We start from the raw sequence: 18,998 nt of genomic DNA on the forward strand, positions 1-18,998 counted from the left end.
ACTTCCCCGTGAATGATTGAGTGAAAGAACACAACAAGCAGGTATCCGGACTCAAATGTAGTAACTGGATTACTTACATTTCCACCTTCCCACATATGACATGCAGTGGTGTAGATCTCTAAAAATCAGAAATCTATTGAGAAATGCTTTTCATTTTTTACCGTTGCGGGGGCAGTGTTGGATTTTCACCAACTTCCCTAAAGCGATTGCTTTGACTTGTTGCAATTTGAGCGCAGTATAAAGAGCGCTTCTCATTTAAACAATCTTCACACCGAATATTCTGAGTGAACTTTACGCAAGATGAAAAAATTGCTTTACAATGAAGCGCCCAAAAATGATAGATCGGCTATGATGAGGGTGGATTAGAGCTAGAATAGATGCGAACTCGTGCAAAAATATGCGGAATTACCCGATTAGAAGATGTCCAAGCTGTTGTGCAAGCTGGTGCGGATGCCATAGGATTTGTGTTTTTTCCACCAAGTCCAAGACACGTAGATGTTGAGCAAGCATCACTGTTGGTTCAAGCGATTCCTGCTTATGTGCAATCAGTTGGATTATTTGTTAATAGTTCAGCCGAAGAGATCCAAAACATACTTAAAAAAGTCCCTTTAGATATTTTGCAGTTTCATGGCGATGAAAGTCCAGAACAGTGCAAACAAATTGCTCAAGCAGTGGGTCGCCGCTGGTATAAAGCAATTCAAGTAAAACCAGAACTAGATATCGTTGAAGAAATCAATAAATATCAAAAGTTTGGTGCGAGTGCTGTGTTGTTGGATGCATGGCATCCAGATTTAAAGGGCGGAACAGGCCACAGCTTTGATTGGACAACATTTCCAAAATTAAATATTCCATTGATCTTGGCAGGAGGACTAAACCCTGACAATATCGAGCAAGCAATTCTTACAACACAAGCATATGCTGTGGATGTGAGCGGCGGTGTAGAGTCCGCAAAAGGTATAAAAGACCAACAACTCGTAGAACGCTTTATGCAAGGAGTCCATCGTGGATCAGCAAACCGTTAATCAACAAGATCAAGTGATTGACTATACCCAATACCCTGATGCAAAAGGGCATTTCGGTATCCATGGCGGACGTTTTGTGTCAGAAACTCTAATGGCTGCACTAGAAGATCTAGAGCAACTGTATTTCCGAATGAAAAATGACGAACAGTTTTTGGCAGAATTCGACCGTGACCTCGCTTTTTATGTAGGTCGTCCAAGTCCGCTTTATTATGCTGAGCGATGGTCAAAGGAGTTGGGTGGTGCACAAATCTATTTAAAACGAGAAGACTTGAACCATACTGGCTCCCATAAAGTAAATAACACGATTGGTCAGGCTTTACTGGCGAAGTTATCAGGCAAAAAACGTATTATTGCTGAGACTGGTGCAGGTCAACATGGTGTGGCAACAGCGACCATCGCAGCGCGTTTAGGGCTTGAATGTGTTGTATACATGGGTGCAGATGATGTGAAACGCCAAGCGATGAATGTATATCGTATGCGTTTATTGGGCGCGACTGTTGTTCCTGTCGAAAGTGGTTCTAAAACATTAAAAGATGCCATGAATGAAGCCATGCGTGATTGGGTAACAAATGTCGATTCTACCTATTACGTGATTGGTACAGTTGCAGGTCCACATCCATATCCTCAATTGGTACGTGATTTCCAATCGATCATTGGTCGTGAAGCACGCCGTCAAATTCAAGAGCAAGCAGGTCGTCTACCGGATGCATTGGTTGCTTGTGTCGGCGGTGGTTCAAATGCGATGGGCTTGTTCTATCCATTCCTGAATGATCAAGAGGTGAAAATGTACGGTGTTGAAGCTGCTGGTTACGGTATTGAAACTGGCAAACACTCTGCTCCATTAAATGCTGGTCATGTTGGTGTGCTGCATGGTAACCGTACTTATCTGATGTCAGATGCGCAAGGTCAGATTATTGAAACACACTCAATTTCAGCAGGTTTGGATTATCCTGGTGTAGGCCCAGAGCATAGCTTCTTAAAAGATATGAAGCGTGTTGAGTATGTTCCAATTAATGACAATGAAGCATTACAAGGCTTCCGTGACTTAACTAAGATTGAAGGTATTATTCCTGCACTTGAAAGTTCGCATGCGATGGCATATGTGACTAAGTTGGCTCCAACGATGTCTAAAGATCAAATTATTATTGCGACGGTTTCAGGTCGTGGTGATAAAGACTTAATGACAGTTGCACGCATTGATGGCGTGGAAATGGTAGAGATGTAATTCACCCTTTAAGCCTCTCCCTTTGGAATGAGAAGCACTGCTTCGTAAGGGGAGAGGTGCTATTTAGAAAATCGCATTTAAGCCATTGGATGCGATTTTTTTATGCGCTCTAGAAAAGCTAAAATATTTTCCTAAAATTTGATTTTTGGATCGGTGACATGGATGTCGTCTGTATTTCTGTGATACAGGCAAGTAACATCAGAAATACAAAATGATTTTGTTACTTTTACCGAAAAAAGTAAGGCAGTTTGGAGTGTGAATCTATTTGAGATTCAGATTTGAAGAGCTATTTCATGGACTTACTTTTACGTTACTTTGGAAAAGCCCAAAGTAACCGAAGGCTTTCTGTTGAGCAGATATTACATTCTTGTAATACTGCTCAACGGGGGACATCCATGTCGCCACCACGTATCCATTATCGTTGAATTGGTCAGGTTAATCTTTAAACCCTGTATAAAAATCAGTAACACAGCCAATCCATTCTTTTCAGTAGTGGCAAATCCAAATTCAGGTATGATTAATGGTCTTGTCAAAGCCAAAGGAAATCAACCATGCCAAGCCTATTTCTTGTAATGCTCGGTGGTCGTCATGCACGTGCCAATACTGAAGTGCATGATGTGGTTTTGGCTGTTGGGGATTCACTAGAAGAAGTCTATCCTCAACTCAAAAATGCTTGGTTTGGTGAGCAGAAAGGCTTACATATTGATGCTTGGGCGAAGGTAAATGGAGTGGAATATAATGAGCAGCAATTCCAAATCCATTTTACAGATGCAGCTCCTAATGAAAACGAAATGAAACTCTGGTTGATTAATTTGGGTGGGTACCACGTTAATGAGTTCGGAGAGCTACATCGTTATGTATTAGTACCCGCTTTAAATACTGCATCGGCTAAAGAGCGTGGAAAATCATTCTTTGGAAAAGATTGGCAAAAACAGCATACAGATCGGGTTTTGGACGTTGATGATTGTATTGCCATTGATCATGTGCATGGTCGTTATGTGCAATTGATTGAGGGTCAATTTAAAGAAGGGTACTGGGAAAATACATACATCACGATCGTATAATTTTTAATAAAGAACAAATTTACTATCTATATGAATTTATGTGCTAAGAATGGCTAAATAAAATCTTTATGTGGAATAAGTGCTGAAATCCAGAGCTTGTCTATATATCAGTGATTCGAGTGATTACATATCAATAAAACCGCTATTAAATATGTAAAAAACGCATTTTATTGATAGATGAATAAAAGCTATGCTGTGCTTCGTTAAAATTAAACTACTAGCTGTACGCCATGTATTTATATACTGATTTCGATCAGCAACTGATCAATGAACGTGTTGCACAATTCCGTGATCAAACGGAACGTTATTTAGCTGGAAAGCTTACTGAAGATGAATATCGTCCATTACGTTTACAAAATGGATTATATGTTCAGCGTTATGCGCCGATGCTTCGCGTCGCTGTACCTTATGGTTTGATGAACTCTAAACAGCTTCGTAAAATTGCTGAACTCGCTAAAGCGTATGACCGTGGTTATGCACACGTTTCTACTCGTCAAAACTTTCAATTTAACTGGCCAGCATTAGAAAATGTGCCAGACATGTTGCAAGAGTTGGCATCAGTTCAAATGCATGCGATTCAAACATCTGGTAACTGTATTCGTAATACAACAACAGACCAATATGCAGGTGTCGTTGCTGGTGAAATTGAAGATCCAAGACCGACATGTGAGTTGATTCGTCAGTGGTCAACTTTCCATCCAGAATTTGCATTCTTGCCACGTAAGTTCAAGATCGCAGTTTCTGCACTTGCTGAAATCGACCGTGCTGCAACGGCATTTCATGATATCGGAGTGTATATCGTTCGCAATGAAGCGGGAGAAATGGGCTACAAAATCATGGTTGGCGGTGGTTTAGGTCGTACACCGATCATTGGTGCTGTGATCAAAGAGTGGTTACCACGTGAAGACCTTATTGCTTACTTAGAAGCAGTACTTCGTGTGTATAACTTACACGGTCGTCGTGATAACAAATATAAAGCTCGTATCAAAATCTTGGTAAAAGCTTTAACACCTGAAGTTTTTGCTGAAAAAGTTGAAGCTGAATTTGCACATACAATTAAAACTTTAAAAGTTGATGCAGATACTCTGGCGAAAATGGACCAGAACTTTACACCATTTGTGTACCAAGATTATGCAGATGAAGATTTCTCAGAACTGTTTGCTGCACATCCGAAATTCAAACAGTGGTTTAACATCAATACCAATGCACACAAAGTGAAAGGTTACCGCATCGTAACAATTTCATTGAAACGTGCAGGCGTCGCACCAGGTGACGTGACCACTGAAGAAATGAACTTGATTGCTGATCTTGCAGATAAGTACACTTTTGGTGAATTGCGTACCACGCATGAGCAAAACATTGCCCTTGTCGATGTACCGCAAAAAGATTTATTTGAGCTTTGGACGATTCTTGAAAAGAATAACTTGGCTCGCGCGCACATTGGTTTTTTAACCGACATTATCTGCTGTCCAGGTGGTGATTTCTGTTCGTTGGCAAATGCGAAATCTATTCCGATTTCTGAAGCGATTTCACGCCGTTTTGATGATCTAGATACGATTTACAACTTAGGTAAATTAGACTTGAACATCTCAGGTTGTATGAATGCCTGTGGTCATCACCATGTGGGTAATATTGGTATTTTAGGTGTCGATAAGAAAGGCGCAGAATTCTACCAAATTACATTGGGTGGTAATGCAGACCATGATGCCTCAATCGGTGACATCTTAGGACCATCATTTGCTGCTGAAAAAGTACCAGATGTGGTGGAAGAAATTTTGAACACTTATCTTGATTTACGTCAAGAAGGTGAAGAGTTCATTGATACTTATCGCCGTGTCGGCATTCAACCATTTAAGGAGCGTGCATATGCTTAATACCGCACTACAAGTGCTCTCTAAGGATGGCACGATTGCAGACAATACTTATCAACTGATTGGTGAAGATGGCGTATTGCCACAAGGTGATGTGGTTTTAACGGTGGAGCAGTTAGACCAGCTTGCCAATGTTTCAGGTAAAAAAGCACTTTACCTAACCGTAGATGCCTCACCTGAAAACAATGAATTCCCACTTGATCAGCTTGATGCAATTTTTATTGAGTTTGCAGGTTTTAATGATGGTCGTGGATATTCATTTGCCGCATTGTTACGTCGCCAAGGCTTCCAAGGCGAACTTCGTGCAACAGGTGATGTATTCAAAGACGTGTTGAACTACATGAAGCGTGCTGGTTTCGATACTTTCGTGATTAAAGAAGGTAAAGACATTGCAGAAGCAGCGGCAGGTTTAAACGACTTTACTCAACCTTACCAAGCGTCGACTGCTGTACCAAAACCAAATTATCAAACGGGTGCTTAATTTTATTAAGTGATAAAAAAAGCTGAACTTGGGTTCAGCTTTTTTATTTTATGGAAACAGGATTTAGGTATTCATAGTTCAGCCTAAGCGCTATTCAAAATGACACATAGAAGGTCAAAGTTTAATCCTAAGTCTATTTAGAGCAGAATTTTTTAATTCATTCAGAAATATATAGCGACAAAGCCTTTAGTGCAGCGGTTTTTTATATGATTCAATTGATCGATTAACACTGATTTAAATGATAAATTTGCTCCAAAAAAGTGCAGTTTATTGTAGTATGTTAGTATTCATTTGATCATTTTTGGTGCGGGTTTTTCTCCATTCAATCAGACTGTTTTGCTGTATATGTTTAGTACTCAGTCTAGTGATCTTACCATCATTTAAATAGTGAAGCAGTTGTTATGCAAAATTTGATTCGTATTGGTATTGTCGGTTATGGCAACCTCGGTCGTGGCGTTGAAACGTCAATTCAAAAGAACCCAGATTTAGAGCTTGTGGGAATTTTTACACGCCGTGTACCTGAATCAGTGTCTCCTTGCTTTAGTGACACGAAAGTTTTTCATATGGATGACTTAAATGACCTTCAAGACAAAATTGATGTGTTGATCTTATGTGGTGGATCTAAAGATGATCTTCCAAAACAAACACCAGAATTGGCAAGTAAATTCAACACAGTAGATAGTTTTGATACGCATGCACGTATTCCTGAGTTTTTTGAAGCAGTGAATGAGCCTGCACTTGCTAACAAAAAAACGGCAATGATTTCGATTGGATGGGATCCAGGCATGTTCTCAATTAATCGTTTATTTGGTGAGGCATTATTACCAGATGGTGAAACCTATACTTTCTGGGGTAAGGGTTTGAGTCAAGGTCACTCAGATGCGATTCGCCGTGTGGCGGGTGTTAAAGCAGGTGTTCAATATACTATTCCATCACAAGATGCGATTGATAAAGTTCGTAGTGGTTCACGTCCTATATTAACCACTAAAGAAAAACATACTCGTGAATGTTATGTTGTGCTTGAAAATGGTGCTGACGCTGAAGCTGTAAAGCAGGCGATTGTGACCATGCCAGACTATTTTGCAGAGTACAACACGACTGTGAACTTCATTGATGAAGAAACGCTTCGTAACGAGCATAATCGTATGCCCCACGGTGGATTTGTCATTCGCAGTGGTAATAGTAGTGCAGAGCAGACTCAAGTAATGGAGTTTTCGTTGAAATTAGATAGCAATCCTGAGTTTACTGCAAGTGTACTTGTGGCTTATGCACGTGCATGCTACCGCATGAATCAAATGGGTCAATATGGCGCGAAAACTGCATTTGACGTTGCACCAGGCTTATTGTCAATGAAATCTCCAGAGCAACTTCGTAAAGAAATTCTTTAAGTCTAATAATTCAAAGCTATGCTTTGAATTGAGATTATAAAAAAGCCTCTAGCTAAGTAGAGGCTTTTTTATTTACCCTCCTTTAGTCAAGAAGGGTTTAGGGGAGGATTGATCATTTAAATCTCCCTCAAGCCCCTCTTTGAAAAATAGGGGCTTTAGACGCTTTAGATTAACTCAATCGCCACTGCAGTTGCTTCGCCACCACCGATACAAAGCGCAGCAATACCACGTTGACCACCTGTGCGTTTAAGTGCATGGATTAACGTTAAAATAATCCGTGAACCTGTAGATCCTACTGGATGTCCTAAAGCACATGCTCCACCGTTGATATTTACTTTTTCAGGGTCGAGTTTGAACTCATCAATAGGACACATTGTGACCATTGCAAAAGCTTCGTTGATTTCCCAAAGGTCGACTTCTGCGACATTCCAACCTGTTTTATCGAGAACCTTTTGGATTGCACCGACTGGTGCAATCGTAAACTCAGAGGGATGTTGTGAATTAGAGGCATATGCCACAATTTTGGCTAAAGGATTTAAACCCTTTGTATGTGCTTGTTCAGATGAACTGATAACCAAGGCTGAAGCACCATCAGAGATCGAGCTGGCATTGGCAGCAGTGATCGTACCATCTTTAGCAAAAGCTGGGCGAAGTGTTGGTATTTTATCGATGTTTGCGTTAAAAGGTTGCTCATCTTTATCTACAACGACATCTCCTTTACGAGTTGACACAGTCACAGGAACGATTTCATCGTTGAAGTAGCCTTCAGTAATCGCAGTTTGAGCACGCTTTAATGAACGTATTGCAAAGTCATCCATTTGCTCACGGGTATAGCCTTTAGTGTTGGCCATATCTTGAGCAAATGAGCCCATCAAACGACCAGTTTCAGCATCTTCTAAACCATCGAAGAACATATGATCTTTGATTTCACCGTGACCCATGCGGTAACCACCACGTGCTTTAGGTAAGACGTAAGGAGCGTTGGTCATAGACTCCATACCGCCTGCAACCACAAAATTTGCTGAACCAGCTTTAATCATATCAGCTGCTTGCATCACAGCTTTCATGCCTGACCCACATAATTTATTGATTGTCACTGCACCTGTCGAGTCAGGTAGTCCAGCTTTGCGCATGGCTTGGCGAGCAGGGCCTTGTTTTAAACCTGCAGGCAAAACGCAACCCATAATGACTTCTTCAATGTCTGCTGGCTGCAAACCCGAGCGTGAGATAGCCTCTTTAATGGTCACTGCACCCAGTTCTGGTGCAGTCACACTTGATAAACTTCCCTGAAAGCCGCCCATTGCCGTACGTGCACCATTAAGGATGACGATATCAGTCATTATTCTCTCCAATTTATTTAGCTTTGTTTTACAGCTTGAGTATATGTAATATCAGGCCAATTAATATTGGCTATAGTGTGTAAAATGTGACTGATAAGTTGTCATTCACATGTCTTAGTTTCTTCAAGACGAGTCTGTCCCATCATTGAAAGTCTAACGATTAGATTTGATTTATTTGAATGTGCACAGTATTTAAAATGTCCCATTGATCCACGTGGTAAACCAGAGTCTGGTTGGAAGGTGATCGTATTCTTGCTGGTAACACCACCTTTCCAACTGAAATCACCATATTGGTAATCTGTCGAAGTTGCTTGAATAAGCTTTTCGTGAGGATCGAATTGTTGATTGTGATTCTGATCTAGAAAGATGATAAACCCTTTATGCCATTGACTGTTCTTACACGATTTTAAATCTTGAGAAGCACAGATCATCACAGGGCTTCGGTAACTTACAGCATTGGCTTTAGCTTGGCTGATGGCTTGCCGTACCGTGCTAAGAATTTGCGCCCTTTCTTGATTTTCACGAAATTCATGATAATGAGGGAGTGCTATCATCACAAGAATACTAATAATGACGATCGTGAAAATGAGTTCTAAAAGGGTAAAAGCAAGAGATTTACAATAGGAATACATTTTAAAGCTTCTAGTATTTGTTAATTATTTGAATTTATAGATAATCTTGGTGAAGTTATATTATAAGCTGAAGTGCTAAAAAATGATTACTATCACCTTTGAATGCTGTTAATATACCAAAAATGAAAAGATAAGTTATTCATGCGGATAAATTGAGTAAAAAATTACCGAATTACAACGGAAATTGTAAGTAATTTTGTCAATAATTTACTTGATTAAAGTAATCAAACACTTGGAATTCACTTTAAGTGTTTGTATGATTCAACATGAGTAGCTTAAAAAAAATACTGGGGTATAAAAAAGCCTATCTCAGGAAGCCATAATTATTTTAGGCTGAGCTTGAAAAACAATTGTTATCTCTGGAGGATATCCATGAAATTGAGTCGTATCGCACTTGCTATGCTTGTTGCTGCTCCATTCGCTGCTGCTAATGCTGGTGTAACTGTTACTCCACTATTAGTGGGTTACACATTCCAAGACACTCAACACAACAACGGTGCTGCTGATCACTTATCTGACAGCATTATCGAATTACAAGACGATTTATTCGTTGGTGCTGCGTTAGGTATTGAACTTACTCCATGGTTGGGTTTTGAAGCTGAATATAACCAAGTAAAAGGTGATATCGAAGGCACAATTACTGGTAATGATGTTGGCGAGTACAAGCAAACTCAAATCAATGGTAACTTCTATGTTACTTCTGATTTAATCACTAAGAACTATGACAGCAAAATTAAGCCATACGTTCTTTTGGGTGCTGGTCACTACAAATATGAATACGATGGTGTAAATCTTAAAGATGACGAAGGTACTTTAGGTAATGCAGGTGTAGGTGCTTTCTGGCGCTTAAATGATGCTCTATCTCTTCGTACAGAAGCTCGTGCAACTTATAACATCGACGAAGATTTCTGGAACTACACAGCACTTGCTGGTCTTAACGTAGTTTTAGGCGGTCACTTGAAGCCTGCTGCTGAAGTAGTAGAAGTTGCTCCAGTTCAACCAGCTCCAGCTCCAGTTCAACCAGCTCCACAAGAGTTGACTGAAGATCTTAACATGGAACTTCGCGTATTCTTCGATACGAACAAGTCTAACATCAAAGATCAGTACAAGCCTGAAATTGCTAAAGTAGCTGAAAAATTAAACGAATATCCAAATGCAACTGCTCGTATTGAAGGTCACACTGATAATACTGGTCCACGTGCGTTGAACGAACGTTTATCTTTAGCTCGTGCTAACTCTGTGAAATCTGCTCTTGTAAGCGAATACAACATTGACGCTTCTCGTTTAGCGACTCAAGGTTTCGCTTGGGATCAACCAATTGCTGACAACGCAACTAAAGAAGGTCGTGCGATGAACCGTCGTGTATTCGCTACGATTTCTGGTAGCCGTACAGTAGTTGCTCAACCTGAAGCAGCAGCTCAATAATCTTTAATAGATTGTAAAAAACAGCTCTTAGGAGCTGTTTTTTTTTACCCCTTTTTTGTAAATGTGATATATTTCACAAAATATAATCAACTACACAATGAGAATAAAGATGAAATATAGTTTAATAGCAAGCTTATGCATTGCTTTAACTTTGGCAGCTTGTACAACGACAAAGATGCAATCAACTAATGGTGTACAAGACTTGGATCAAAAGATATTAATTGAATTAAAACAAGGTCTACCGCTGTATTTTAATCACAATTCCCGTCAAATAGATGTCCGATATGAACCTTATTTAACAGCAGCTTCAAAAATTCTGGCGCAGAATAAAAGTTTTATACTTCAAGTAGATGGGCATACAGATAATCGAGGGTCTATAGCAGCGAATCAAAAAGTATCACTTGAGCGAGCAAATGCTGTCCGTAATGAATTGGTGATGCAATATAATGTTGATCCTAAACAAATTTCGACTCAAGGTTATGGCCCAAATCAGCCAATCGCTGATAACACGACAGAAGAGGGTCGAGCATTGAATCGTCGAGTGAATTTAACCTTAAAAATACAATAAGATCAGAATCTAATAATAAAAAAAACAGCTCAATTTGAGCTGTTTTTTATTAGTCTTGTTCGACTTGAATCGGTTTTACATCCATATCTTGATATTGAATCAACTTGGTTTTGTACTTGAACTTATACACTAGCCATATTGCTAAGAATAAGAAGATCCCAATATATGTGGAGACTACTGCGATCCACTCCCCATCAAGTACGGCTTGATAATTTTGACCTAACACCACGATTGCACACAAAATAAAAGCGAACCACGGTGCAAAAGGGAAAAATTTTGCACGATATGCTAAATCTTCTAACTTATATCCTTGAGCCAAATAGCCTTTCCTGAATCGGTAATGAGAGATTGCGATACCGAGCCATACGATAAAGCCACACATACCAGACATATTCAGAAGCCAATTAAATACTTCCTCTTCACCAATAAATGTCGTCAAGAAGCATAGTGCTGCGATTGCTGTCGTAGCATAAAGTGCATTCATTGGTACACCGCGGCCATCAAGTTTGGAGAAAACTTTGGGTGCACTTCCATTTTTTGCCATATCAAACAGCATTCGTGTGGAAGAGTACATTCCTGAATTTCCGGCAGAAAGGATAGCCGTAAGAATGACTGCATTCATGACACTTGCAGCGAAAGCAAAGCCTGCTTGTTCATAGAGTAAAGTAAAAGGTGATAATGCAATATTCTCATCTGAAGCAGCTTGCATTAGACGAGGATCATCATACGCAATCAATGTACCGATAATAAAAATACAAACGATATAGAATAAGAGAATCCGCCAGAAGATCTGTTTAATCGCAATAGGAATGGTTTTCTTCGGATCTTTCGACTCACCAGCGGCAACACCAACCATTTCAGTACCTTGAAATGAGAATCCTGCGATCATCGCGACACCAATTAATGCTGACAAACCACCTACAAATGGCGCTTCACCCTTTGACCAATTTGCGAAAGTTGCAACATTGGGTGTCATCATGATTTTGGCAATCATGAAAATACCAATGATGATAAATGCAATGATGGCAAGAACTTTAATGAGTGAGAAAAAGAACTCAGACTCACCAAAACCTTTGACTGTTAAGGCGTTAATACCAAAAACGATAGCAAGGAAAATGGCACTCCAATAGAAACCTGGGATATCAGGAAACCAAAATTTCATGATGAATTGAACTGCAACAAGTTCAAATGCGACGGTTATCGCCCAGTTGTACCAATAGTTCCAGCCTAGTGCGAATCCAAACCCACCTTCGACATATTTGGTGCCATAGGTGAAGAAAGCACCTGATGTTGGATTGTGTGTTGCGAGTTCGCCTAAGCTGGTCATGAGGAAGTAAATCATTACGCCAATTAAACAATAGGCAAGTAATGCACCACCAGGGCCCGCATTGGCAATTGTTGCACCCGAAGCTAGGAATAGTCCTGTACCGATAGAACCACCAATGGCGATCATATTAAGATGGCGTGCTCCAAGCTTTCGCTTAAGTTGACCGGTTTCGCTCATCGAAAGTTCCTTATGATTTCTTTTGAGTACTTGCAAACAGTACTTTAAAGCCTTGTTGATCAGTCAAAGTTTCACATTGACCAAAATTTTGCTCAATGAGAGTTGGGTAGTTTAAAAAACGATTTGCCACGATCCAAAGTTCACCACCAGATTTTAGATGGCGACGTGATGTATTACAAAGATTCTCACTCGCATTGTAATCAGTGTATATACCCTGGTGGAAAGGAGGGTTACTGACGATGGCATGTAAAAATAGTGGCGCATCTTCAATGCCAGTCACAGCTTTGATTTCGAGCTGTTCTGGTGACAAATTATTTTTTTCAAATGTTAGGCGGGTGGAGGCGAGCGCAAAAGCATCCACATCAAGCGCAAAAATACGATTTTTGGGATTCAATTTGGCTAAATATGCACTGATAATGCCAGCACCACAACCGAAGTCAGCGATTTTACCTGAACTCACTCGATTGAGGTAGGGGAGAAATACAGCTGTACCAATATCAAGTTTATTTTGACTAAATACACCAGGTAAAGCATAAATCTGTAATTCGCCATTCGGTGTTGGAATTGTATATTGTTGAGCCCAATTTTCTAAAGTTCGAGGCGTAGGAGTCTGATCGATAATTAATTGCCACATTTGACAATGACGAGCGCTATCAAGTTTGACACATTTGCCAAATGGAACGAGTTGTTTTGCTGCTCGTTCAACGCCACCTTTCTTTTCACCGACAAGAAAAATTGATGCACCAAGACCGAGTTTTAATACCACACTGTGTAGTAAGTAATTCAAAAGCTCTTTGGCTTTAGGCACAAAAACAATAACTTGATCATATTCTGCTTCAGGCATATCCGTCCCAAAATGAACAGGAATATTTTGATTTTGGAAAAATAGAAAGTCGTTATAATTCCATGTCCATACTGAAGCCTGAATATTTTTATCGAGCTGAGTGCTTAAGTCATCAGTTGGTGCATTGACTAATAATATTCGACCTTTCAGAAAGTTATGTTGACGAATAACAACTTCACTTTGAGGAACCATATATTTCTCCACAGAATAAAAGAGCCCAGACAATGCTGGGCAGTCTTTGATTCAATCTAAATTATTTCTTTGCTTCAGGTAGAACGAAGTTCAAGATCAAGGCTGCAATGCCGCCAGTTGCTACACCAGAGCTAAATATATTACGAATGAGTTCAGGCATATGTTCAAGAATCTGTGGAACTTGAGCAACACCTAAACCAAGAGCAAGTGAAATTGCAATAATAAGCAATGCACGGCGGTCAAGCTGAATACCAGAAAGGATATTAATCCCTGATGCTGCAACAGCCCCAAACATCACCATGACAGCGCCCCCCAGTACAGCTTGAGGAACAGCTTGGATGATGGCAGCCACTGCAGGTAGTAAACCCAAAATAACTAATAGCGCGGCGATCCATATACCCACGTGGCGACTAGCGACACCAGTTAATTGGATTACTCCGTTGTTTTGAGCAAAAACAGAACTCGGGAAAGTATTAAATAAGCCTGCGAGTAAGGAGTTTGCACCGTTGACGAGTACACCACCTTTAATGCGCTCCATCCATTTCGGACCATCAACAGGTTGATTAGATAACTTAGAAGTCGCGGTGATATCACCAATCGCTTCTAATGAAGTAACCAGATAAATAAATGCCATTGGTATAAATAAACTCCAAGAGAAGTCTAAGCCAAAGTGCATTGGTGTAGGGATTTGAACCAAAGGTGCATTTTCTAAGCCAGAAAAATCTAAATGGCCCATGAAGCCTGCTAGCGCATAACCTACGATCAGTGCAATTAATATCGCACTACTCTTAACCCATGTAACATTTAAGCGGTTTAAGAGAATGATTAATGCCAAAACAGTACAAGACATAATGAGATTGTCTGTATTGGCAAAAGTGTTATTCCCCATCGCTTGGTAACCACCACCCATTGAGATTAAACCTTCTTTAATCAAGGTTAAGCCAATGAGAAGTACAACAATACCAGTCACAAGTGGAGTAATGAGTTTTTTCACCCATGGTAATATGCGTGAAACTCCCATTTCAATGAATGAGCCTGCAATCACGACACCAAAAATTGAACCCATAACAGTTTCAACTGGAGTTCCCGCGGCAACCATTGCTGAGCCAATCCCAATAATAGGACCGATAAAGTTAAAACTTGTACCTTGAACAATTAGTAAGCCTGCACCGAAAGGACCAACCTTTTTACTTTGTAAGAATGTCGCAATACCTGAAATCACCAATGACATGGAGAGGATCATGTTTGTATCTTCTTTAGAAACACCTAAAGCCAAACAGATCAATAGACCAGGAGTAACAATCGGAACAATAATGGCAAGTAAATGCTGAATGGCAGCGAGAAAAGCGATGAACGGTTTTGGTTTATCGTCTAAACCATAAACAAGATCGAGTTTCGGTTCTTGAGATTGGTCGGGAGCAGACATGGTCTATACCATCTAGATTAAGCGAAAGTGCCGACATTCTAATCGAGTTACATGGGTTTACAAAACCGAAACATAACCATTCGTCAAAAAAAAATGAAATTGTAAAGAAACAGTCACTATAAAAGTTTAGGATTTTTCTGTATAATTTGCCCTCAAATTTAAAGCGTATCGAATTTACATGTCAGATATTAAAACTCTCCGTAATATTGCCATCATCGCACACGTCGACCATGGTAAAACGACTCTTGTCGACAAACTTTTACAACAATCAGGTGCTTTGGGTGAACGCGCGGGTGAGATCGAGCGTGTCATGGATTCAGGCGCTATTGAAAGTGAACGTGGTATTACCATTCTTGCAAAAAATACTGCAATCAAATGGTTAGATAAACGTACTGATACTGAATACCGTATCAACATCGTGGATACCCCGGGACACGCCGACTTCGGTGGTGAAGTTGAACGTGTAATGTCGATGGTTGACTGTGTACTTCTTTTGGTAGACTCACAAGAAGGTCCAATGCCACAAACTCGTTTCGTAACGCAAAAAGCGTTCGCACGTGGTTTGAAACCAATCGTAATTATCAACAAAGTTGACAAGCCTAATGCGCGTCCTGACTGGGTAATCGATCAAGTATTCGATTTATTTGATAACCTTGGTGGTACTGACGAACAGTTAGACTTCCCTGTGGTTTATGCTTCTGGTCTTCGTGGTGTAGCAGGTCCTTCACCAGAAGAATTGGCTGAAGACATGACTCCGTTGTTCCAAACAATCGTAGACATCGTTGAGCCGCCAGCAGTGGATGTTGATGGTCCATTCCAAATGCAAGTGTCTTCACTTGACTATAACAGCTTCGTTGGTGTTATTGGTGTTGGTCGTATCCAACGTGGTTCAGTGAAATTGAACACACCTGTAACGGTAATCGACAAAGATGGTAAAACACGTAACGGTCGTATCTTAAAAATCATGGGTTACCATGGTTTGGAGCGTATTGACGTTGAATCTGCTTCTGCAGGTGACATCGTATGTGTAACAGGTATGGACGAACTTCATATCTCTGACACGATTTGTGATCCTAAACATGTTGAAGCATTGCCACCGCTTTCTGTAGATGAGCCTACAGTATCGATGACATTCCAAGTTAACAACTCACCATTCGCCGGTAAAGAAGGTAAGTTTGTGACCTCACGTAACATCCGTGAACGTCTAGATCGCGAATTAATTCACAACGTAGCACTTCGTGTAGAAGATACTGACAGTCCTGACCGTTTTAAAGTGTCGGGCCGTGGTGAACTTCACCTTTCGGTATTGATCGAAAACATGCGTCGTGAAGGCTTCGAGATGGGTGTATCTCGTCCGCAAGTAATCTTGAAAGAGATTGACGGCGAAATGCAAGAGCCATACGAAAACGTAACATTTGACGTAGAAGAACAGCATCAAGGTGCTGTAATGGAACAAATGGGTAACCGTAAAGGTGAAATGACCAATATGGAAGTCGACGGTAAAGGTCGTATTCGTATTGAAGCAACTGTACCTTCACGTGGCTTGATTGGTTTCCGTTCAGAATTCATGACCATGACTTCAGGTACTGGTATCATGACCTCAAGTTTCTCGCACTATGGACCAATGAAACAAGGTTCTGTTGCAAAACGTCAAAACGGTGTGTTGATTTCTATGGTTCAAGGTACATGCTTGGGCTATGCATTGTTCAGTTTACAAGACCGTGGTCGTCTATTTGCTAAACCTCAGTTAGAAGTTTACGAAGGTATGATTATTGGTATTAACTCTCGTTCTGACGATATGGTTGTAAACCCAACTAAAGCGAAACAATTAACAAACGTTCGTGCATCAGGTACTGATGATGCATTAACACTTGTTCCTGCAATTGAATATACGTTAGAACAAGCACTTGAATTTATTCAAGATGATGAGCTTGTTGAAGTTACACCTAAATCAATTCGTATTCGTAAGCGTTGGTTGACTGAAAACGAACGTAAACGTAATAAATCTTAATTAATTTAAATAAAAAAACCGCTCAAAAGAGCGGTTTTTTTATATCTTGACTACATCATTTAAGATATGAAATAAAAGGTGTTGAATTGTTGTAGTTGATTTGGACAAGATCTTGTTTATTTAAACAGAGATACTTATGATTTTGGTGGAAAACCAACGAGTTTAGACGGAAATATCATTAAGAATAATGTATATTATGTCACATTAATGCATAGAAAAATTTTGGAGAAAAAATGAGCATTATTAAAGAGTTTAAAGAATTTGCCGTGAAAGGCAATGTAATGGATCTGGCGGTCGGTGTGATCATTGGTGGGGCGTTTGGTAAAATCATCGATTCAATGGTGAAAGATGTCATCATGCCAATTATCAGTTGGATCTTAGGCGGTGATGTTGATTATTCAAACTGGTTTGTTGTATTAGGAGATAATCCAAATAACCTTACAACGCTTGCTGCCGCTCAAGAAGCGGGTTTAAATGTTTTGGCTTACGGTAATTTCTTGACGATTCTCATCAACTTCATCCTGCTTGCATGGGTGGTATTCTGGTTAGTGAAATTGATGAATAAAATGCGTCGTAAGCAAGAGGAGGAAGCTCCAGCACCTGAAGCTACTCCAGAAGATATCGAATTACTTCGTGAAATTCGTGACGAATTAAAACGTAAAGGTTAATGCTTTTACAATGAAAACGGCGCTAAATGCGCCGTTTTTTATATCTCATCATTTTTTTAAAATCGCCCGAAATCCCCCTTTGTCAAAGGGAGGCTGGGAGGTATTGATTCTTAGCTCTCCCTTGCGAAGCGATGCTTCTCATCTCCTAAAAGGAGAGGGAAATCCAGGAAGTTTAAAAATCCATACGAAATTTAATTTCGAGTAAATGCCAGCCGAATTGACTCTTAATTGGTCCATGTAATTCACGTTCAGCCAAACTAAAAACTGCCTTATCGATAGGACCAACCAATTGTCCTTTCTTTACCTCACCTAATTCCCCTCCTTTTTTTCCTGAGGGACAAGTTGAGTGTTGCTTAGCAATTTTAGCAAAATCAGCACCGTCTTTAAGCTTTTGTTTAAGTTGGATACACAGGTCTTTATCTTTGACTAAAATATGCCGAACAATTGCTGATTTCATTTGGATTTTACCTTTGATACAGGATTATTTGAGGCTTGAGGTCGCTTAAGCGGTTGACACTCAGGGCAAAAAACAGAAGCACGTTGCCCGAGCTTAATATTTTCTAAAGTTGTTTCACAGTTGATGCACATTTCACCAGCGCGCCCATAAGCCAATAGCGTTTGTTGAAAGTAGCCATTTTCGCCCATGGCATTGGTGTAATCACGTAAAGTAGATCCGCCTAAATCAATTGCTTGTTTAAGGATTCGTTTGATTTCAATGACAAATTTTTCAATTTGTGACCGTGTAAGACTAGAGGCGGGTTGTGCAGGATGAATGCCCAAATTAAACAGACTTTCAGTTGCGTAAATATTTCCAACACCCACAACAATGTGGTTATCCATAATTGCAACTTTGACTGCAACACTCTTATTTTTAAATTTCTGCTCTAGATAGTCAGCATTGAAAGATTCACTTAAAGGTTCAGGTCCAAGCGTATCTAAAAGTTTGGATTGAGCATGATCATCCAGCCATAAAATGCAACCAAAACGACGAGGATCGTGGTAGCGTAATTGGATATCATCGAATTGAATGATGAAATGATCATGCTTTCTCAACGCATCACGTGAATCACTCAAACGAAAGCTTCCAGACATTCCCAAGTGCCATAACATGGTCACATTTTCAAATTGTGCCAAAATATATTTGGATCGACGTGTTAGCCCTATCAGTCGTTGACCGACCAATTGATTTACATCATTTGGTATAGGCCATCTCAGACTTGAATTATTGACTTGAACAGAAAGTACTTTTTGATTCAGCAAAGGGAGCAAGCTGGTTTTCGTGGTTTCAACTTCAGGTAATTCAGGCATGGAAACTCTGTTAAATGGGCGAGTAGAAA

General features: G+C 40.0%; 17 protein-coding genes and 1 riboswitch. Of the genes, 10 read left to right on the forward strand and 7 right to left on the reverse strand.

Going from position 1 to position 18,998, the window contains the following annotated elements; genetic code table 11:
- Positions 1 to 19: 19 nt before the first annotated feature.
- Positions 20 to 235, reverse strand: a riboswitch (cobalamin riboswitch).
- Between the two features lie 142 nt (positions 236 to 377).
- From AC1M9E_RS02575 to AC1M9E_RS02600, 6 genes are all read left to right on the forward strand, one after another.
- Entirely contained in the window at positions 378 to 1,022 is a 645-nt protein-coding gene (locus AC1M9E_RS02575; protein WP_035265546.1) for a phosphoribosylanthranilate isomerase, read from the forward strand.
- Complete coding sequence (trpB, locus tag AC1M9E_RS02580; RefSeq protein ID WP_092767544.1) at positions 1,003 to 2,247, forward strand: tryptophan synthase subunit beta; 1,245 nt, start codon at positions 1,003 to 1,005, stop codon at positions 2,245 to 2,247. The genes AC1M9E_RS02575 and trpB overlap by 20 nt, the downstream gene beginning before the upstream one ends.
- Before the next feature lie 551 nt (positions 2,248 to 2,798).
- Positions 2,799 to 3,311 (forward strand): DUF1543 domain-containing protein, encoded by a 513-nt coding sequence (locus AC1M9E_RS02585; protein ID WP_481607925.1) that lies wholly within the window; start codon positions 2,799 to 2,801, stop codon positions 3,309 to 3,311.
- A 230-nt stretch (positions 3,312 to 3,541) separates the two neighbouring features.
- The gene (locus AC1M9E_RS02590; protein ID WP_481607924.1) at positions 3,542 to 5,185 is read left to right on the forward strand and encodes a nitrite/sulfite reductase; all 1,644 of its coding nucleotides are present in this window, start codon (positions 3,542 to 3,544) and stop codon (positions 5,183 to 5,185) included.
- On the forward strand, positions 5,178 to 5,663 hold the full coding sequence (locus AC1M9E_RS02595) for a DUF934 domain-containing protein (RefSeq protein WP_481587188.1): 486 nt from the start codon (positions 5,178 to 5,180) through the stop codon (positions 5,661 to 5,663). Before AC1M9E_RS02590 ends, AC1M9E_RS02595 begins: the two co-directional genes overlap by 8 nt.
- Before the next feature lie 401 nt (positions 5,664 to 6,064).
- Positions 6,065 to 7,051 carry a diaminopimelate dehydrogenase gene (locus AC1M9E_RS02600; protein ID WP_481607922.1) on the forward strand — a complete coding sequence of 329 codons (987 nt, stop codon included), beginning with the start codon at positions 6,065 to 6,067 and terminating at the stop codon, positions 7,049 to 7,051.
- Positions 7,052 to 7,215: 164 nt separating this feature from the next.
- On the opposite strand, the gene AC1M9E_RS02605 is transcribed toward AC1M9E_RS02600, so the two are convergent.
- Both AC1M9E_RS02605 and AC1M9E_RS02610 read right to left on the reverse strand, forming a co-directional pair.
- Positions 7,216 to 8,391, reverse strand: a complete 1,176-nt coding sequence (locus tag AC1M9E_RS02605) for a thiolase family protein (protein ID WP_481596048.1) — start codon at positions 8,389 to 8,391, stop codon at positions 7,216 to 7,218.
- Positions 8,392 to 8,492: 101 nt separating this feature from the next.
- On the reverse strand, positions 8,493 to 9,023 hold the full coding sequence (locus AC1M9E_RS02610; protein ID WP_481607921.1) for a GspH/FimT family pseudopilin: 531 nt from the start codon (positions 9,021 to 9,023) through the stop codon (positions 8,493 to 8,495).
- Between the two features lie 372 nt (positions 9,024 to 9,395).
- Here AC1M9E_RS02610 and omp38 point away from each other — a divergent pair, with 372 nt between their 5' ends.
- Together omp38 and AC1M9E_RS02620 are read left to right on the forward strand one after the other, a co-directional pair.
- Positions 9,396 to 10,448 carry an outer membrane protein Omp38 gene (gene omp38, locus AC1M9E_RS02615; RefSeq protein ID WP_035265534.1) on the forward strand — a complete coding sequence of 351 codons (1,053 nt, stop codon included), beginning with the start codon at positions 9,396 to 9,398 and terminating at the stop codon, positions 10,446 to 10,448.
- A 109-nt stretch (positions 10,449 to 10,557) separates the two neighbouring features.
- Positions 10,558 to 11,016 (forward strand): OmpA family protein, encoded by a 459-nt coding sequence (locus AC1M9E_RS02620; RefSeq protein ID WP_035265532.1) that lies wholly within the window; start codon positions 10,558 to 10,560, stop codon positions 11,014 to 11,016.
- Positions 11,017 to 11,065: 49 nt separating this feature from the next.
- On the opposite strand, the gene AC1M9E_RS02625 is transcribed toward AC1M9E_RS02620, so the two are convergent.
- From AC1M9E_RS02625 to AC1M9E_RS02635, 3 genes are all read right to left on the reverse strand, one after another.
- Complete coding sequence (locus tag AC1M9E_RS02625; RefSeq protein WP_488224993.1) at positions 11,066 to 12,520, reverse strand: amino acid permease; 1,455 nt, start codon at positions 12,518 to 12,520, stop codon at positions 11,066 to 11,068.
- Positions 12,521 to 12,530: 10 nt separating this feature from the next.
- On the reverse strand, positions 12,531 to 13,556 hold the full coding sequence (locus AC1M9E_RS02630) for a methyltransferase (RefSeq protein ID WP_488224994.1): 1,026 nt from the start codon (positions 13,554 to 13,556) through the stop codon (positions 12,531 to 12,533).
- 61 nt (positions 13,557 to 13,617) lie between these two features.
- Positions 13,618 to 14,982, reverse strand: coding sequence for a uracil-xanthine permease family protein (locus AC1M9E_RS02635; protein WP_035270592.1), 1,365 nt, complete (start codon positions 14,980 to 14,982; stop codon positions 13,618 to 13,620).
- Positions 14,983 to 15,160: 178 nt separating this feature from the next.
- Here AC1M9E_RS02635 and typA point away from each other — a divergent pair, with 178 nt between their 5' ends.
- Both typA and mscL read left to right on the forward strand, forming a co-directional pair.
- Complete coding sequence (gene typA, locus AC1M9E_RS02640) at positions 15,161 to 16,993, forward strand: translational GTPase TypA (protein WP_035270590.1); 1,833 nt, start codon at positions 15,161 to 15,163, stop codon at positions 16,991 to 16,993.
- A gap of 233 nt (positions 16,994 to 17,226) precedes the next feature.
- Positions 17,227 to 17,661, forward strand: a complete 435-nt coding sequence (gene mscL / locus AC1M9E_RS02645; protein ID WP_035270698.1) for a large conductance mechanosensitive channel protein MscL — start codon at positions 17,227 to 17,229, stop codon at positions 17,659 to 17,661.
- A gap of 172 nt (positions 17,662 to 17,833) precedes the next feature.
- On the opposite strand, the gene AC1M9E_RS02650 is transcribed toward mscL, so the two are convergent.
- Together AC1M9E_RS02650 and mutM are read right to left on the reverse strand one after the other, a co-directional pair.
- Positions 17,834 to 18,118, reverse strand: a complete 285-nt coding sequence (locus AC1M9E_RS02650) for a peptidylprolyl isomerase (protein ID WP_180028291.1) — start codon at positions 18,116 to 18,118, stop codon at positions 17,834 to 17,836.
- Positions 18,115 to 18,969: a bifunctional DNA-formamidopyrimidine glycosylase/DNA-(apurinic or apyrimidinic site) lyase gene (gene mutM / locus AC1M9E_RS02655; RefSeq protein ID WP_488224995.1), complete on the reverse strand. Its 855-nt coding sequence runs from the start codon at positions 18,967 to 18,969 to the stop codon at positions 18,115 to 18,117. The genes AC1M9E_RS02650 and mutM overlap by 4 nt, the downstream gene beginning before the upstream one ends.
- Positions 18,970 to 18,998 lie beyond the last annotated feature (29 nt).

Source organism: Acinetobacter sp. 24-47-47 (genome assembly GCF_057737035.1).

Excerpts from the sequence above, each read along its gene's own strand:
- AC1M9E_RS02575 (WP_035265546.1), top strand. The coding sequence starts at position 378 with ATGCGAACTCGTGCAAAAATATGCGGAATTACCCGATTAGAAGATGTC.
- AC1M9E_RS02585 (WP_481607925.1), top strand. The coding sequence starts at position 2,799 with ATGCCAAGCCTATTTCTTGTAATGCTCGGTGGTCGTCATGCACGTGCC.
- AC1M9E_RS02590 (WP_481607924.1), top strand. The coding sequence starts at position 3,542 with ATGTATTTATATACTGATTTCGATCAGCAACTGATCAATGAACGTGTT.
- AC1M9E_RS02595 (WP_481587188.1), top strand. The coding sequence starts at position 5,178 with ATGCTTAATACCGCACTACAAGTGCTCTCTAAGGATGGCACGATTGCA.
- AC1M9E_RS02600 (WP_481607922.1), top strand. The coding sequence starts at position 6,065 with ATGCAAAATTTGATTCGTATTGGTATTGTCGGTTATGGCAACCTCGGT.
- AC1M9E_RS02605 (WP_481596048.1), bottom strand. The coding sequence starts at position 8,391 with ATGACTGATATCGTCATCCTTAATGGTGCACGTACGGCAATGGGCGGC.
- AC1M9E_RS02610 (WP_481607921.1), bottom strand. The coding sequence starts at position 9,023 with ATGTATTCCTATTGTAAATCTCTTGCTTTTACCCTTTTAGAACTCATT.
- omp38 (WP_035265534.1), top strand. The coding sequence starts at position 9,396 with ATGAAATTGAGTCGTATCGCACTTGCTATGCTTGTTGCTGCTCCATTC.
- AC1M9E_RS02620 (WP_035265532.1), top strand. The coding sequence starts at position 10,558 with ATGAAATATAGTTTAATAGCAAGCTTATGCATTGCTTTAACTTTGGCA.
- AC1M9E_RS02625 (WP_488224993.1), bottom strand. The coding sequence starts at position 12,520 with ATGAGCGAAACCGGTCAACTTAAGCGAAAGCTTGGAGCACGCCATCTT.
- AC1M9E_RS02630 (WP_488224994.1), bottom strand. The coding sequence starts at position 13,556 with ATGGTTCCTCAAAGTGAAGTTGTTATTCGTCAACATAACTTTCTGAAA.
- AC1M9E_RS02635 (WP_035270592.1), bottom strand. The coding sequence starts at position 14,982 with ATGTCTGCTCCCGACCAATCTCAAGAACCGAAACTCGATCTTGTTTAT.
- typA (WP_035270590.1), top strand. The coding sequence starts at position 15,161 with ATGTCAGATATTAAAACTCTCCGTAATATTGCCATCATCGCACACGTC.
- mscL (WP_035270698.1), top strand. The coding sequence starts at position 17,227 with ATGAGCATTATTAAAGAGTTTAAAGAATTTGCCGTGAAAGGCAATGTA.
- AC1M9E_RS02650 (WP_180028291.1), bottom strand. The coding sequence starts at position 18,118 with ATGAAATCAGCAATTGTTCGGCATATTTTAGTCAAAGATAAAGACCTG.
- mutM (WP_488224995.1), bottom strand. The coding sequence starts at position 18,969 with ATGCCTGAATTACCTGAAGTTGAAACCACGAAAACCAGCTTGCTCCCT.